A 15,266-nucleotide genomic window follows, 5' to 3' on the forward strand; every position below is an offset into this window, starting at 1 on the left:
TGGGGGGATGAGCACCCCTATCGCCCTCACCGGAGCCACCGGAGCCGTGGGCGGTCGCGTCGCGCGCGAGCTCGCCGACGCCGGTCACGCCCTCCGCCTGCTGGTCCGCGACCCGTCCCGCGCGCCCGAGCTCACCGGGGCCGAGGTGGTGCGCTCCTCCTTCGCCGACGCGGGCGACTCGCTCGAGGGCGTGCGCCTCCTCCTGATGGTCTCCGCCTCCGAGAACGAGGAGCGCCGCGCCGAGCACCTCGCGTTCGTCGGTGCAGCCGCCGCCGCGGGTGTCGAGCACGTCGTCTACACCTCCTTCGCCGGAGCCGCACCCGACGCGGTCTTCACCCTCGCCCGAGACCACGCGGCCACCGAGGACGCGATCCGCCGCTCGGGCATGGGCTGGACGTTACTCCGCGACAACCTCTACCTCGACTTCCTGCCCGCGATGCTCGGCGAGGACGGCGCGATCCGCGGACCCGCGGGAACGGGCCGGGCCGCCGTCGTCGCGCGCGAGGATGTGGCCCGCTCGGCCGCGGCTGTCCTCCGCTCCCCCTCCGAGCACCGCGGAGCCGCCTACGAGCTGACCGGGCCCGAGGCCCTCACCCTCGACGAGGTCGCGGCGACCCTGACGGCGGCGGGCCGCCCCGCCGTGTACGTCGACGAGACCCTCGAGGAGGCGTACGCGTCACGCCGCCGCTGGAACGCACCGGGCTGGCAGCTGGACGCCTGGGTCAGCACCTACTCCGCGATCGCCGCCGGACAGCTGGAGCACGTCTCGTCCGACGTCGAGCGGCTGACCGGACGGCCGCCGCTCTCCCTCGCAGCGTTCCTGGAGCAGGAGGCGCGGGGCTGAGGCGACGGGGCGGGCCGGAAAGGCGCTCCCCCGGAAAGGCGCTCCGCCGGAAGGGCGATCCCCCGACATGCGGAACGCCCCGCGCATCTCGTGATGCCGGGGCGTCTGCTGGGTGTTCCTGCTCGGTGGCGAGTGAGGGATTCGAACCCCCGAAGGCTACGCCGTCTGATTTACAGTCAGATCCCTTTGGCCGCTAGGGTAACTCGCCGTGGCGCACCCGACCACGTGTTCACAACCGGAGGCGCTCAGCAAGGATACCCACGCGACCGGCGGATCGGAAATCGGTGCCGCGAGGCCTCAGTCCGCCTCCGCCGCGTAGCGGGACGCCGCCTCCGCGACCTTCCCCGCGTAGCTCCCGGCCGGGTTGTAGGCCGCGATCGCCGCCCGCCATCCCGACTCCGTCGAGAGGTCGCCGCCGGCGTCGCAGAGGTACCGGGCGGCGGTCGCCGCCTGCTGGTCCACGTTCTGCGGATCCCATCCGCTCGACGCCCACGCCATCCACGTCGCCGGGATGATCTGCAGCGGACCCATCGCCCGGTCGACCTCGGCGTCGCCGTCCAGAGCCCCGCCGTCGTTGTCGGGGACCCGGTCGAAGCGCGTTCCGTCCAGGCGCGGACCGTAGATCGGCTCCGTCGGCCGCCCGTCCTCGCCCAGCTCGCCGCCGTCGATCGTGCCGTGCCTGCTCTCGACGTAGCCGATGCCGGCCAGGGTCGCCCAGTCCAACCGGCAGTCGGGGTCGACCGACGCCGTGAGGAGGGCCGTGCCCGCGTAGGCGGTGAGCGCACGCAGCGGGATGCCGCTCCCCTCGGACGCCGTGCCCAGCCACGCCTCGTCGGCGAGCAGTCGCACCGGCGTCGCCGCGGCCTGCTCGGGATCCTCCAGCACGACGGGGTCGGCCGCGACGGGAGCGGTCGCCGCGGGAGGGACGGTGGACAGGCCCTCCTCGACCGTCAGCGCGGGCGGCCGCTGGCCGCAGCCGGCCAGGAGGAGGCCGGCGAGCGGGACGAGGACGAGAACGGGGAGGCGGCGCACCCCTCAGAGGTACCAGCCGCGCCTGGGGCCGGGCTCCGCCACGCCTGAAAGCTAAACTCGGAGCCATGGCAGATTCAACGTTCGACGTCGTCAGCAAGATCGACAAGATGGAGGCGGACAACGCCCTGAACCAGGCCCACAAGGAGGTCGAGCAGCGCTACGACTTCAAGAACGTCGGCGCCTCGATCGCCTGGAGCGGCGAGAAGATCCTGATCAAGGCCAACACCGAGGAGCGGGCGAACGCCATCCTCGACGTCTTCCAGTCGAAGCTGATCAAGCGCGGCATCAGCCTCAAGAGCCTCGACGCGGGCGAGCCCTTCGCGTCCGGCAAGGAGTACCGGATCGAGGCCACCCTCAAGGAGGGCATCGACCAGGAGCACGCGAAGAAGATCAACAAGCTCATCCGCGACGAGGCGCCGAAGTCGGTCAAGTCGCAGATCCAGGGCGACGAGCTCCGCGTCTCCTCGAAGAGCCGCGACGACCTCCAGGCGACCATGGCGCTCCTGCGCGGAGCCGACCTTGAGCTCGACCTCCAGTTCGTCAACTTCCGCTGAGGAATGACGCACACGGGAGCACGCGCGTGACCGCCGGAATCGACGACCCCGACCGGCGGGGCCGCACCGGACTCGACAGGGACGGGCTCGACCTCGTCGGGAACCCCGACGTCGTCGTGAAGGAGGTCACCCTCCTCTCGAGCGACTGGTACGTCCTCCGCACCACCCGCTTCGACTACCGGCACCGCGACGGCAGCTGGACGAGCGAGCAGCGCGAGACGTACGACCGGGGGAACGGCGCGGCGGTCCTGCTCTACGACGCCGACGCGCGCACCGTCGTCCTGATCCGGCAGTTCCGCTACCCCGCGTACGTGAACGGCGACCTCGACGGGATGCTCCTCGAAGTGCCCGCCGGTCTCCTGGACGAGGACGGGCCCGAGGAGGGCGCCCGCCGCGAGGCGTCCGAGGAGACCGGACTCGAGGTCGGCCGGCTCGAGCACGTGTTCGACGCGTTCATGAGCCCCGGCTCGGTCACCGAGAAGCTGCACTTCTACGCCGGGCGCTACCGCGCGGGCACCCGCAGCGGAGCATTCGCGGGACTCGCCGACGAGGGCGAGGACATCGAGGTCCTCGAGCTCTCGTTCGACGAGGCGCTGACCCAGATCGGCGTGCAGATCGTCGACGCGAAGACGATCATGCTCCTGCAGTGGGCGGCCCTGTCCGGCCCGTTCTCGCGCTGACGCGCGAGCGTCGCGGCTGCGGACGCGTCAGCGCGCGTACTCGGCGAGGGCGCGTCCGGTCAGCGTGTCCGCCGCCGCGAGCCCGACCGGAGTCCCCTCGAAGACGATCGTCCCTCCGTCGTGCCCGGCTCCGGGCCCCACGTCGATGATCCAGTCCGCGTGCGCCATCAGGGCGCGGTGGTGCTCGATCACCACGACCGAGTTCCCGGAGTCGACCAGCCGGTCGAGCAGTCCGAGCAGCGTGTCGACGTCCGCGAGGTGCAGGCCCGTGGTCGGCTCGTCGAGCAGGTAGACGGATCCGGACGAGGCCATGTTGATCGCGAGCTTGAGGCGCTGACGCTCGCCCCCGGACAGCGTGTTCAGCGGCTGTCCGAGCGTGAGGTAGCCGAGACCGACGTCGACGAGACGGGCGAGCACCGTGTGCGCCGGTCCGCTCGCGAAGAACTCCGCGGCGTCGACGATCGGCATCGAGAGCACCTCGTGGATGTTCCTCCCGCGGAGGCGGTACTCGAGCACCTCAGCGGTGAACCGCTTGCCGTCGCACTCCTCGCAGACCGACGAGACCGTCGCGGCGGGGCCCAGCTCGGTGAAGATCATCCCGGCCCCCTTGCAGACGGGGCAGGCGCCTGCCGAGTTCGCGCTGAAGAGCGCCGGTCTCACACCGTTCGCCTTCGCGAAGGCCGCCCGGATCGCGTCGAGAACCCCGGTGTAGGTCGCCGGATTGCTGCGCCGCGAGCCGCGGATCGGCGACTGGTCGGCCACCACCACGCCGGGCCGACCCGCGAGCGAGCCGTGCAGGAGCGACGACTTCCCCGACCCTGCGACTCCGGTGACGACGGTCAGCACGCCCAGCGGGACGTCCACGTCGACGCCGCGGAGGTTGTGCGTGGAGGCCCCGCGGATCTCCACCGCCCCGGTCGGACGGCGCACGGCCTCCTTCAGCGGGACGCGGTGACCGAGATGACGGCCCGTCAGGGTGTCGGACGTGCGCAGCTGCGCCACCGTCCCCTCGAACCGCAGCTCGCCGCCGTGCGCACCGGCCCTCGGACCGAGGTCGACCACGTGATCGGCGATCTCGATGATCTCCGGCTTGTGCTCGACCACCAGGACGGTGTTGCCCTTGTCCCGCAGGCGGCGCAGCAGCTCGATCATCCGCGAGACGTCGTGCGGATGCAGACCCGCCGTCGGCTCGTCGAAGACGTACGTGACGTCCGTGAGGCTCGATCCCAGATGCCGCACCATCTTGACCCGCTGCGCCTCACCGCCCGAGAGGGTGCCCGACTCCCGATCGAGCGACAGGTAGCCCAGCCCGACCTGGACGAGGGCGTCGAGCGTCCCGAGGAGGGTCTCGACGATAGGAGCGACGGACGGCGCCTGCAGCCCGCGGAGCCACGCGGCGAGGTCGGTCGCCTGCAGCGCGGCGCACTCGGCGATGTTCCGGCCCCCGATGCGCGACTCCAGTGCCGCGCGGGTGAGCCGGCCGCCTCCGCACTCGGGACAGGCGGCGAAGGTGGCCACCCGCTCGGCGAAGGCGCGGATGTGCGGCTGCGCCGCCTCCTTCGCCAGGTAGAGGCGGGTGACCTTCACCAGGAGGCCCTCGTAGGTCATCGTCATCCCGGCGATGGCCATCTTCGTGGCCGGACGGTGGAGGAACGCGTCCATCTGCTCGGGCGTGAAGTCGGCGATCGGCACATCGGCCGGATAGAGGCCCGACTCGGCGAGGCCCTTCCAGTACCAGCCGCCGACGACGAAGTTGGGGATCGCGTCGAGAGCGCCGCCCTCGAGCGACTTCGAGCGGTCGATCAGCGCGTCGAGGTCGATGCTCGACACCCGGCCCGTCCCCTCGCACCGCGGGCACATCCCCTCCGGCAGGTTGAAGGAGAACGCACCGCTCGTGCCCGCGTGCGGATCGCCGATCCGGCTGAAGAGGATCCGCAGCATCGTGTACGCGTCGGTCGCCGTGCCGACCGTGGACCGGCCGTTCGACCCCATCCGCTCCTGGTCGACGACGATCGTGGCCGACAGTCCGTCGAGCGACTCCACGTCCGGGCGGGCCGGCGACCCCATGAACTGCTGCACGAAGGCGGAGTAGGTCTCGTTGATGAGGCGCTGGGACTCGGCCGCGATGGTGCCGAAGACGAGCGACGACTTGCCGGAGCCCGAGACCCCGGTGAACACGGTGATCCTCCGCTTCGGGATGTCGACGTCGATCCCCCGGAGGTTGTTCTGGCGCGCACCGCGCACCCGGATGACGTCGTGGGGCGAGGCCGTGGTCATGCTGTCTCCGTCCAGAGCGGTGCCCGAATCCTAGAGGAGGTGCGCGGCGTCCGCGCCGGAACGACGAACGGCCCCCCGGAGTGCACCGGAGGGCCGTTCGGAGAGCACGCGTCAGAGCGCGACCGGCTCCGCCCGCGAGATCGCGATCATGTCCTCGCGAGGAACGACCTTCACGCGCGCACGGCCCTCGGGCTCGCCGAGCGCCATCTCGTGCTCGTCCAGCCGGTGCCAGCCGTCGAGATCCGTGTAGGCGATCTCCCGCTCCTCGAGCAGGGCGACCACGGCCGCCTCCTCGGGGTGCTCGGGCGTCCACCAGGACGCCTGGTCGTTGAGCACGTGCGCGACGGTCTCCATGGCGTCGGACTTGGTATGCCCGATGAGGCCCACCGGTCCGCGCTTGATCCAGCCGGTCGCGTACACGCCGTGGACCTGCTGGTCCTCGTCGTCCAGGACCTGGCCCTCGCGGTTCGGGATCACGCCGCGCATCTCGTCGAACGGGAGGCCGTCGAGCGGCGAGCCGAAGTAGCCGACCGCGCGGTACACGGCCTGGACCGGGACCTCGCGGATCTCACCCGTGCCGCGCACTCCGCCCTCGCCGTCCGGCTCGGTGCGCTCGTACCGGATCGCGCCGACCCGACCGGATCCGTCGTCCACGAACTCGAGCGGCTTCGCCCAGAAGTGCAGGTGGAGACGACGCGAGGCGCTCCCGACCTCGCGGGTGCGCCACTGGTTGAGCACCCGGTTGATGACCATGACCTGCTTGTTGGTCGCGATGGCGGCCTCCGAAGCGGGATCGAGGTCGAAGTCCTCGTCGGCGACGATCATGTCGACGTCGCGCAGCTCGCCCAGCTCGCGCAGCTCCAGCGGCGTGAACTTCACCTGAGCGGGACCGCGGCGCCCGAAGACGTGCACGTCGGTGACAGGAGACGCCTTCAGCCCCTCGTAGACGTTCGGCGGGACCTCGGTGGGCAGGAGGTCCTCGGCGTGCTTCGCCAGCATCCGCGAGACGTCGAGCGCCACGTTGCCGTTGCCGATGACGGCGACGGAGGACGCCTCCAGCGGCCAGGTGCGCGACACGTCGGGGTGGCCGTCGAACCAGCTGACGAAGTCGGCCGCACCGTAGGAGCCCTGGAGCTCGACACCCGGGACGTCGAGCGGAGCGTCGCGGACGGCGCCGGTCGCGAAGATCACGGCGTGGTAGTGCCGCTTGAGATCCTCGAGCGTGATGTCGGTCCCGAAGTGCACGTTGCCGAAGATGCGGATGTCGCCCCGGTCGAGCACCTCCCGCAGCGCGGTGATGATCCCCTTGATGCGCGGGTGATCGGGCGCGACGCCGTAGCGGACCAGGCCGTAGGGCGCGGGCAGGTGCTCGAACAGATCGATCGAGACGTCGTACTTCTTCTCGGCCTTGATCATGAGGTCGGCGGCGTAGATGCCCGCGGGACCCGCGCCGACGATGGCCAGCCTGAGCTTGGTCATTGCGTTCCTCCTGCCGGGGCGCCGCAGCGCACAACCGGTCTCATTCCTGCGGCGCAGGGCGCGCCGCGACGATCGGGGTCAGCCGTTGCGCTCGACGACGGTGTCGGCGAAGCGCGTCAGCGCCTTGCGGACGGAGCCGTCGGGCAGCGGAGCGAGGGCAGCGACGGCCTCGTCGGCCCACCGGTGGGCCTCGGCGAGGGTCTGCGCGGTGACGTCGTGATCGCGCAGCTGAGCGATGGCGTCCGAGATGTCGGCGCTCTGCTCCTCCGTGTGCGCGATGGCGTCGTTCGAGCGGCTCACATAGCTCTCGATGCGGGCGAGGAGAGCCGCGGCGTCCCTGTCCGAGGAGGCGCGCTCGCGCAGGCGCAGGATCGGCAGCGTCGACACGCCGGCGCGGATGTCCGTGCCGGGGTTCTTGCCGGTCTCCTCCGGCTGGGGAGAGAGGTCGATGACGTCGTCGACGATCTGGAACGCGACGCCGATCTTCTCGCCGAAGACGCGCATGGCCTCCTCGTACTCCTCCGGAGCCTCCGAGAACGCGACTCCCGTGCGGCCCGCCGCGGCGATCAGGGACCCGGTCTTGTCGGCCAGGACGGACAGGTAGTGCTCGACCGGGTCCTCGCCGTCGGTCGGGCCGACCGTCTCGTGCAGCTGCCCGAGGACGAGCCGCTCGAACGTGTCGGCCTGGAGCCGGATCGCCTTGTCGCCGAGCTCGACCATCAGCTGGTTCGCGCGGGCGAAGAGCAGATCGCCCGTCAGGATGGCCACGTTGTTGCCCCACACGGTCTGCGCCGACGGGACGCCGCGGCGCTTCTCCGCCTCGTCCATGACGTCGTCGTGGTAGAGCGATGCGAGATGCGTGATCTCGATCGCCTGCGCACCGAGCAGGACCTGCGGCGTGTTGCCGCGGCCCAGCGACGCGGCCAGGAGGGTGAGCATCGGGCGCACGCGCTTGCCGCCCGCCTCGAGGAGGTACCGGGTGGAGACGTCGGCCACAGCGTCCGCGAAGGACAGCTGCCGGACGAGACCCTCCTCGACCTGCTCCAGACCCGCGTCGATCGTGCGGGCGAGAGCCCGGTCCGACGAGGAGGAGAAGATGCGCTCGGAGAGGCCGAGCTGCGCCGTCAGAGACGGGCTGCGACGGGCGACGGGCGCAGTGGCGTTCACAGGGAAACCCTAACGTCTCGGCCTGTGCGGACCCCGGTCGTCATCGGGTCGCCGCGATCGGCTTGACGCCGCGGTGCAGCGCCACGATGCCAGCGGTCAGATCGCGGTAGGCCACGCGCTCGAAGCCCGCCGCGCGGAGCCAGGCGGCGACGACGCTCTGCTCCGGCCAGGCCCGGATGGAATCGCCGAGATAGTCGTACGCAGGATTGTTCGACGACGCGAGGCGCACGACGGCGGGCATGACCGTCGACAGGTAGAAGTCGTACGCGGCGGCCAGCGGAGCGATCGGCGGAGTCGAGAACTCGCAGATCACGACCCGGCCGCCGGGCTTCAGCACACGCAGGAACTCGGCGAGCGCCGTCCTCGGCTCGGCCACGTTGCGCAGACCGAACGAGATGGTCACGGCGTCGAACGACTCGTCCTCGAACGGGAGGTCCATCGCGTCGGCCTGGACGAACTCGATCCGGTCGTTGCCCGCCTGACGGCGACGGCCGACGGCGATCATCCCCGGGGAGAAGTCGGCTGCGACGACCTGGGCGCCCGACCGCGCCAGCGACGCGCTCGACGTTCCGGTGCCGGCCGCGATGTCGAGAATGCGCTCACCGGGAGCAGGGTTGACGGCGCGAGTCGTCGCGATCCGCCAGAGCCGGTCGTTCCCCACCGAGAGGAGTCCGTTCACCAGGTCGTAGGCGGGAGCCACGGTGTCGAACATCGAGGCGACCTCGTCGGGCCGTTTGGTGAGGTCTGCCTTCGTCACGATCCGCAAGTCTACGGCGAGACGAGGGACGGCGGCTGTGCATCCGCCGTCCCGCGCCCGGTCGGCGCGCTCCCCCCTGGGGAAGCGCCGGGACCGCCCCGCTCCGCCTCGCGCGGCGGCCCCGGACCGGATCACGGTAGCAACGGAGCCCTGCGCCCCGAGCCCCGCGGCATGGGACGTCCCATCCTCTGGCGCGGGCGTACCCTGCTGAGGTGACGCTCATCGGCGCTGGAACCCCCCTGCTGCGTGCGGAGACGACTCCACTGGACTCTCCGCCGTCGCTCCTCTCCCACTCCGACCCGAGGCGGCCCCTCCTCTGGCAGCGCGACGGCGCCGGGCTCAGCGGACGCGGGGAGGCCCTGCGCCTCGAGTTCTCGGGCCCGGAACGGCTGCGGGAGGCGGCGGCGGCCTGGCGGCGGCTCTGCGACGCGGCGACGGTGGAGGACCGGGTCGGACTGCCCGGGACGGGGCTGGTCGCGTTCGGGACCTTCGCTTTCTCGAGCCGATCCGAGGCGACGAGCGTGCTGATCGTGCCGCGCACCGTGATCGGGACGCGCGACGGCCGGTCATGGCTGACGCGGATCACGATCGGCGAGGCGGAGAGACCGTATACGCCGAGCGAGGAGCCGCTGGGGGCGGAGTACCACGTGCCGCTCTCGCCGGGTGCGCTGCCGCCGGACGGGTACCGCGCGGCGGTCGCTGCCGCGGTGGAGACGATCCGGGCGGGTGAGCTGTCCAAGGTCGTGATCGCGCGCGATCTGCAGGGGCGGCTCCCGCCGGGGGCGGACCTGCGTCGGATGCTGGGTGCGCTCACCGAGCGGTACCCGGACTGCTGGGGCTTCGCCGTGGACGGATTCCTCGGCGCCAGTCCGGAGACGCTGGTCGCGGTCGATCGGGGCGAGATCTCGGCGAGGGTGTTGGCCGGCACGGCCGCACGAGGCGAGGATCCCCTCGCCGACGCGGACGTGGAGGCCGCTCTGCTCGAGAGTCCGAAGGACCGCTCGGAGCACGCTTTCGCTCTCGCCAGTCTGGTCCGGGAACTCGAGCCCCACACACGGGAGCTGACGGCGGGCGCCGCCCCGTTCACGCTCCGCCTGCCGAATCTCTGGCACCTCGCGACGGACGTGCGAGGAATTCTGGACGACTCCTCCAGCGCGCTCGATCTCGTCGATGCTCTTCACCCGACCGCCGCAGTGGCCGGCACTCCGACCGCCGACGCCCTTGCGCTCATCGAGCACCTGGAGCCCTTCGACCGCGGTCGGTACGCAGGACCCGTCGGCTGGATCGACGGCAACGGCGACGGCGAGTGGGCCGTCGGACTCCGCAGCGCCGAGGTCACGGCCGAGGGCGCGGTCACGGCCTGGGCGGGCGCCGGCATCGTGGCCGACAGCGTTCCCGAGTCCGAGCTCGCCGAGACCCGCATGAAGTTCCGCCCGATCACCGACGCGCTGGCCTGACGCACGTCGGGAGTCGCTGAAGCCGTCGGCTACCCCGCCGGGTCCCCGTCGAGCCGGGGAGCACCCGGCCGTTGTCCTGCGCCCACCGGCGGACGCCCGGGCAGTGCCGGCGGCCGGGTCGTCACGCGACGGCCGGTCGGTGTGGTCCAGTCCGCTGTGCCGTCCGGATGGAGCAGATACGTCCAGCGGTCGCCGTGGCGCACGTGGTGGTGGGCGACGCACAGGGAGGCGAGGTTGTCGGGAGTCGTCTCTCCCCCGTTCCGCCATTCGACGCTGTGGTCGGTCTCCGTCGAGGACGCCGGCCGGGTGCAGCCCGGGAAGCGGCAGGTCTGGTCGCGGAGGCGGACCAGCAGCCTCATCCTCGGCGGCGGGAGGCGGTGGCGGCGCCCGACGGAGACGACCGCGCCGGTCTCCTCGTCGATCAGCACGGGAGTGAAGGCGGCGGCGTCGTCGATGAGCGCTCGCACCGCCTCGGCGGGGATCGGCCCGTAGCCGTCGAGCTCGGCGGCCGCCTCGTCGTCACCTGCGGCGGTGCTCGCCGCCACGGTGACTCTCACCTCGGCCCGCGGCCCGGTCGAGGGCGCCGCGGCTCCCTCCGGAGTGGTCCACGCCACGTCCCCGTGGCAGAGCAGGTCGGCCCACGCGTCGGCGCGGAGCTGCGCCAGCGTCCGCAGATCGCGGTCCCCTTCGGCGCCGTTTCGCAGATCCCTCGCGATGCGGTCGAGCCGGGCGAGCGCTCCGACGGCCTCGGGCGCGGGGACGTGCGCGCACACCGTCGCCATGCCGTCGATCCCGGCTGTCATCCACACCCGGCGGTCCTCGCGGGCGCGAGCGTGCCGCTCGGCGAGGGGCTCGTCGTGCAGCTCCTCCCGCACCCGCGCGAGGGCGTGGCGCAGCTGCCCCGGGGTCAGCGTCTCCGCGAGGTCGACGGCCCGGTCGTCGTAGGCCGCGCGCGCCGCTGCCGGGAGGGTCGCCGCGACGGAGCAGACGAGCTGGCCGGCCTCCCAGCGCATCCTGGCGTCGGCGAGCGCGGAGCGGGTCCGCGGCAGCTCCTCCATCAGGAGCGAGGCGTGCAGCAGCTCCCTGGCGGCGGTGCGCTCGGAGACCCCGAGGGCGACGGCGAACTCCGCTCGGATCGACCGTTCGACGAGGTCCGTCGCATCCTTGCTGTCCGTCGAGGAGCCTCGGGCGAACGCGTCGGGACAGGTCAGCGCCGCGCGGTGTCCCGCGTGCAGCGCCTCCGCCGCGGTCAGGAGCACCGGGGAGGCGCTCCTCGCGAGCGCCGCCGCCCGGTCGCCGAGGGCGAGGACCTCTCCTCGCACCGTCTCCGCATCAGCCATGCCTCCAGCGAAGCAGCAGCAGACGAGCTGCGGAGCTCGAACGAGGCGTCCCCGGGAGAACAGCGTCCGACGACGACCTGTGGAGGACCGACCGACCGGACCCGTGCGGACTCAGCGCTCGAGCCGGATCTCCACGATGCCCGGCCCGTCACCCGGCGAGGTCAGCGCCTGCTCCAGCTCGCCGCGCGTCGCCGCACGACGGTGGCCCCACCCGTAGCCGCGCGCGAGAGCCTCCAGATCGGCGTTCTGCGGGGTGAACTGCACGCGGTCGAACGCATCAGGATGCGAGCTCGACGCGACCTCGAGTCCGTCGAAGATCGTGCCGCCCCCGTCGTTCACGACGACGAGCTGCACGCGCGGGCGTCGCTCTCCGGGCGGGAGGAGGAGGCCGCCGGCCTCGTGGAGCAGAGTGAGATCGCCGAGGACCGCCCGGGTGACTCCGCCGGCTCCCTGCTCGGTCGCCTGCGAAGCCACCGCGATCCCGAGAGCCGTCGAGATCGTGCCGTCGATGCCGGCGAGGCCGCGGTTCGCCAGGACGGATATCCGCTTGCCCGGCAGGGTCCCGTCGGCGACGCGGATCAGCCGCGACGCTCCGAACAGCAGCCGGTCGTGCGGCCAGGTGACCTTCCAGACCGCGGCGACGACGAAGTCGCGGGTGAGCGGTGCCCTGATCGCGGCGAGGGCGTTGCGCGCGTAGCCGCGGCGGTCCTCGACCGACATCGACCCCGCGTCGGGGACCTCGTCCAGCTCGTCGGGGTCGACCGTCAGGGCGCGGCTCGCGGACACCCAGGATCCGGCCCAGGCGCGCTCGCCGCGCTCAGGACGCGGCGACCCCTCGGGGCGGACCACGTCGACGCCTCCGACGCGGCGGGCGCGCCGGCCGGGGTTGTAGAACTGATCGCGCACGGCGTCCACGACGATCACCTCGACGTCCTCGCGGCGCAGCAGTTCGGGGACCTCGCGGGAGAGCGTCGGGTGTCCGAGCACGATCGCCCGGCGGATGCGTCCGCCGAAGTCGGGCTCGCCGAGCAGGCGCCGCCAGGCGACGACGAGCTGCGGTCCGAAGCGGGCGCCGGAGGAGACCTCGGCCAGCAGCGGCCAGTCGCCGGCGCGAGCGATCTCCTCGGCCGCGGCGCCCGCCTTGTCCCCGGCGATGACGACCGTGAGCGGCTCACCGGGACCGGCGGTCACGACGGCACGCGGGATCCCGGATCGGACAGCGGGCGACGAGACCGGTTCGATCCCCTCCATGTCGGGCAGAGCGGAGGAGAGCGGGTCGCGGAAGGAGAGGTTCAGGTGGACCGGCCCGCGGCGCGCCGCGGTGACGGCACGATCGGCGAGCGCACGCGCGTCCTCGGGCCGGGAGGCGTCGTCCGGAGCAGCGACGTCCTCGAACAGCCGCACGGCACGCCCGTACAGCTCGCGCTGCTCGGCCGTCTGGTTCGAGCGGATGCCGCGCAGCTCGTCGGGCCGGTCGGCGGTCAGCACGATCATCGGCACGTCCGAGGCGTCCGCCTCGAGCACGGCCGGGTGCAGGTTCGCGGTCGCCGTGCCGGAGGTCGTGATCACGAGCGCCGGCATCCCGGATTCGAGGGCCAGGCCCAGCGCCAGGAACCCCGCGGAGCGCTCGTCGATCCGCACGTGCAGCCGGACGTCGCCGCGGGTCTCGAGCTCGGCCGCCACCAGGGCGAGCGCCTGCGAGCGGGAGCCCGGAGCGACGACGACGTCGCGGACGCCGAGCGCGACGAAGCGGGTGAGGAGGTCGACCGCGAATCGGGTGGAGGGGGCGACCGGCCGGTGCTCAGGCATCCCGGCGGCCGGGGCCGTCGGCCTCGCCCTGCTCGTCCATGTCGGCGAGGTCGCGCTCGAGCTGGGCGATGCGCTCTGCCTGCAGGCGCTCCTCCTCGGGGTCGCGCTCGGTGCGGAGGGTGCCGAGGAAGTCGGGGTCGTCGTCCGGAGCGGTGTAGCGGCGGCCGGCGGCGCGCTGCTTGCGGGGACGGCCGATCCAGAACCACAGTCCCGCACCGATGACCGGGAGGATCAGCACCACCAGGAGCCAGGACCACTTCGGGATCGCCCGCACGGCGTGACGGTTGCTCATCGCGACGTCGATCACGGTGTAGACCGTGAAGACGGCGAGGGCCACGAGCAGGCCGATGACGAGGCGGATCATGGACACGAGTCTACGTCCGGCACCTCCGTCGGGGAGGGTCCGCACGGACGCTGGACAGGAGGCTCCCACGGTGCTCACGGAAGCGCGTGCAGGGGCCGACGTACACTGTCCCGGTGAAACTGAGCCGCGCGGTCGTCGTCTACTCGCTCCTGCGCCTGGCGATGTTCGCCGGCGTCTTCGTGCTGGTGTACCTGCCGGCGCGCACCTTCGTCGACTCGGAGCTGACGGCCGCGGTCACCGCGGGCTTCGTCGCCGCGATCGCGAGCCTGTCCCTCTCGTACATCCTGCTGAGGAAGCCCCGCGAGCGCATCGCGGAGGCGATCTACGAGCGCCGCAAGGACGTCCCGCGCGCTCCGACCGACGACGACGTCGAGGACGCCGCGGTCGACGCGGCCCGCGACGACCGCTGAGCCGGGCGCTCCCGCCGGCGAGGGCTCCCCTCGGACGCGCGCCCGCTCGCACCAGGCCCGGCGCGCATCAGCCGGTCTCCTCCGAACCCGCCCCACCCGAGCCCGCCTCGTGCGAGCCGCCGCTCTAGAACGCCAGCGCCGCCCCGAGGATGACCGCGTAGGCGAGCCCGCCCAGGCTGGTCAGCTGCAGCGCCAGGATGAGCTCCTTCGCCGTCTTCGCCGTCAGGGTGATCAGGATGGCCGGCAGGATCATCAGAAGCACGAAGAGCGTCAGCCATGCCAGCGGGTAGAACAGCGCGAGGATCACCGCGATGCCGAACGGGATCAGCACGAAGCCCGTGTAGATCGCGCGGGACACGGCCGGTCCCGCGAGGACCGCGAGGGTCCGCTTGCCCGAGAGGCGGTCGGTCGGGATGTCGCGGATGTTGTTGACCATGAGCACGGCGCAGGCGAACAGGCCCGCCGCCACGGCGCCGAGCCACGACTCCTGGTTGGTGCGGCCGATCTGCACGAACGTGGTGCCGACGGTGGCGACCAGGCCGAAGAACACGAAGACGAAGAGCTCGCCGAGCCCGAGGTAGCCGTAGGGGCGGCGTCCGCCGGTGTAGAACCACCCGGCCGCGATCGCCGCCGCGCCGACGATCAGGAACCACCACTGCCCCGAGAGGGCGGTGAGCACGAGGCCGGCGACGGCCGCGATCCCGAAGAAGACCAGGGCGACGGTGAGCACCTGGCGGGGCTTCGCCGCTCCGGAGCCGGTCAGCCGCGAGGGTCCGACGCGGTTGGCGTCGGTGCCGCGCACGCCGTCGGAGTAGTCGTTGGCGTAGTTGACGGCGATCTGCAGGGCGAGCGAGACGGCCAGGCAGAGCAGGGCGCGCACCCAGTGCCAGCCCTCGTCGACGACCTGGGTCGCTCCGGTGCCGATGAGCACGGGGGCGACGGCCAGCGGGAGGGTGCGGAGGCGGGCGCCGGCGATCCACTCGCGGGGACCGGCGGGCTTCACGACGACCGCTCGCGGGCTGCCCCCGGGGCGGCCGCTGGAGGACTTCTTCTTGCGACTCGTACTCGACACGGAGGGAATCCTACCCACCGGCCC

14 protein-coding genes and 1 tRNA gene are annotated in these 15,266 nt (G+C 72.3%); 5 read left to right on the plus strand and 10 right to left on the minus strand.

Annotated elements, in window-relative coordinates; translation table 11 throughout:
• Positions 1–7: 7 nt before the first annotated feature.
• Positions 8–844, plus strand: coding sequence for an SDR family oxidoreductase (locus C5C50_RS02810; protein ID WP_104272791.1), 837 nt, complete (start codon positions 8–10; stop codon positions 842–844).
• Positions 845–970: 126 nt separating this feature from the next.
• Here C5C50_RS02810 and C5C50_RS02815 read toward each other — a convergent pair.
• Both C5C50_RS02815 and C5C50_RS02820 read right to left on the minus strand, forming a co-directional pair.
• Positions 971–1,052 (minus strand) — tRNA-Tyr (locus C5C50_RS02815).
• 89 nt (positions 1,053–1,141) lie between these two features.
• Positions 1,142–1,876, minus strand: a complete 735-nt coding sequence (locus C5C50_RS02820) for a hypothetical protein (RefSeq protein ID WP_104272792.1) — start codon at positions 1,874–1,876, stop codon at positions 1,142–1,144.
• A gap of 65 nt (positions 1,877–1,941) precedes the next feature.
• On the opposite strand from C5C50_RS02820, the gene C5C50_RS02825 reads away from it, so the two are divergent.
• Both C5C50_RS02825 and C5C50_RS02830 read left to right on the plus strand, forming a co-directional pair.
• Positions 1,942–2,430, plus strand: a complete 489-nt coding sequence (locus tag C5C50_RS02825; RefSeq protein ID WP_104223606.1) for a YajQ family cyclic di-GMP-binding protein — start codon at positions 1,942–1,944, stop codon at positions 2,428–2,430.
• A gap of 26 nt (positions 2,431–2,456) precedes the next feature.
• A complete protein-coding gene (locus C5C50_RS02830; protein ID WP_104233413.1) occupies positions 2,457–3,110 on the plus strand; it encodes an NUDIX domain-containing protein in 654 nt (217 codons plus the stop codon).
• Between the two features lie 27 nt (positions 3,111–3,137).
• On the opposite strand, the gene C5C50_RS02835 is transcribed toward C5C50_RS02830, so the two are convergent.
• The 4 genes from C5C50_RS02835 to ubiE all read right to left on the minus strand — a co-directional run bounded on the left by C5C50_RS02835 (position 3,138) and on the right by ubiE (position 8,790).
• Positions 3,138–5,387, minus strand: a complete 2,250-nt coding sequence (locus tag C5C50_RS02835) for an excinuclease ABC subunit UvrA (RefSeq protein WP_104262959.1) — start codon at positions 5,385–5,387, stop codon at positions 3,138–3,140.
• 111 nt (positions 5,388–5,498) lie between these two features.
• Positions 5,499–6,866 (minus strand): FAD-dependent oxidoreductase, encoded by a 1,368-nt coding sequence (locus C5C50_RS02840; RefSeq protein WP_104257164.1) that lies wholly within the window; start codon positions 6,864–6,866, stop codon positions 5,499–5,501.
• 78 nt (positions 6,867–6,944) lie between these two features.
• Positions 6,945–8,033, minus strand: coding sequence for a polyprenyl synthetase family protein (locus tag C5C50_RS02845; protein WP_104233415.1), 1,089 nt, complete (start codon positions 8,031–8,033; stop codon positions 6,945–6,947).
• Between the two features lie 40 nt (positions 8,034–8,073).
• On the minus strand, positions 8,074–8,790 hold the full coding sequence (gene ubiE / locus C5C50_RS02850; protein ID WP_104226060.1) for a bifunctional demethylmenaquinone methyltransferase/2-methoxy-6-polyprenyl-1,4-benzoquinol methylase UbiE: 717 nt from the start codon (positions 8,788–8,790) through the stop codon (positions 8,074–8,076).
• 212 nt (positions 8,791–9,002) lie between these two features.
• On the opposite strand from ubiE, the gene C5C50_RS02855 reads away from it, so the two are divergent.
• Positions 9,003–10,247, plus strand: coding sequence for an isochorismate synthase MenF (locus tag C5C50_RS02855; protein WP_374953719.1), 1,245 nt, complete (start codon positions 9,003–9,005; stop codon positions 10,245–10,247).
• Positions 10,248–10,276: 29 nt separating this feature from the next.
• Here C5C50_RS02855 and C5C50_RS02860 read toward each other — a convergent pair whose 3' ends face one another.
• The 3 genes from C5C50_RS02860 to C5C50_RS02870 all read right to left on the minus strand — a co-directional run bounded on the left by C5C50_RS02860 (position 10,277) and on the right by C5C50_RS02870 (position 13,760).
• Complete coding sequence (locus C5C50_RS02860) at positions 10,277–11,587, minus strand: HNH endonuclease signature motif containing protein (protein WP_104272793.1); 1,311 nt, start codon at positions 11,585–11,587, stop codon at positions 10,277–10,279.
• Between the two features lie 111 nt (positions 11,588–11,698).
• Positions 11,699–13,396, minus strand: a complete 1,698-nt coding sequence (menD, locus tag C5C50_RS02865) for a 2-succinyl-5-enolpyruvyl-6-hydroxy-3-cyclohexene-1-carboxylic-acid synthase (RefSeq protein ID WP_104272794.1) — start codon at positions 13,394–13,396, stop codon at positions 11,699–11,701.
• On the minus strand, positions 13,389–13,760 hold the full coding sequence (locus tag C5C50_RS02870; protein ID WP_104225908.1) for a PLD nuclease N-terminal domain-containing protein: 372 nt from the start codon (positions 13,758–13,760) through the stop codon (positions 13,389–13,391). Before C5C50_RS02870 ends, menD begins: the two co-directional genes overlap by 8 nt.
• 113 nt (positions 13,761–13,873) lie before the next feature.
• Here C5C50_RS02870 and C5C50_RS02875 point away from each other — a divergent pair, with 113 nt between their 5' ends.
• Positions 13,874–14,170: a DUF4229 domain-containing protein gene (locus tag C5C50_RS02875; protein ID WP_104272795.1), complete on the plus strand. Its 297-nt coding sequence runs from the start codon at positions 13,874–13,876 to the stop codon at positions 14,168–14,170.
• Positions 14,171–14,294: 124 nt separating this feature from the next.
• Here the strand turns inward: C5C50_RS02875 and C5C50_RS02880 are convergent, their stop codons facing one another.
• A complete protein-coding gene (locus C5C50_RS02880) occupies positions 14,295–15,242 on the minus strand; it encodes a 1,4-dihydroxy-2-naphthoate polyprenyltransferase (protein ID WP_374953116.1) in 948 nt (315 codons plus the stop codon).
• Positions 15,243–15,266: the final 24 nt, after the last annotated feature.

Origin of the sequence: Rathayibacter sp. AY1D9 (genome assembly GCF_002932395.1) — a bacterium.
In the GTDB taxonomy this organism is placed as follows: domain Bacteria; phylum Actinomycetota; class Actinomycetes; order Actinomycetales; family Microbacteriaceae; genus Rathayibacter.

Bases quoted from the DNA above. Each gene is read 5' to 3' on its own strand.
- C5C50_RS02810 (WP_104272791.1), top strand. From the start codon at position 8: ATGAGCACCCCTATCGCCCTCACCGGAGCCACCGGAGCCGTGGGCGGT.
- C5C50_RS02825 (WP_104223606.1), top strand. From the start codon at position 1,942: ATGGCAGATTCAACGTTCGACGTCGTCAGCAAGATCGACAAGATGGAG.
- C5C50_RS02835 (WP_104262959.1), bottom strand. From the start codon at position 5,387: ATGACCACGGCCTCGCCCCACGACGTCATCCGGGTGCGCGGTGCGCGC.
- C5C50_RS02840 (WP_104257164.1), bottom strand. From the start codon at position 6,866: ATGACCAAGCTCAGGCTGGCCATCGTCGGCGCGGGTCCCGCGGGCATC.
- C5C50_RS02860 (WP_104272793.1), bottom strand. From the start codon at position 11,587: ATGGCTGATGCGGAGACGGTGCGAGGAGAGGTCCTCGCCCTCGGCGAC.
- menD (WP_104272794.1), bottom strand. From the start codon at position 13,396: ATGCCTGAGCACCGGCCGGTCGCCCCCTCCACCCGATTCGCGGTCGAC.
- C5C50_RS02870 (WP_104225908.1), bottom strand. From the start codon at position 13,760: ATGATCCGCCTCGTCATCGGCCTGCTCGTGGCCCTCGCCGTCTTCACG.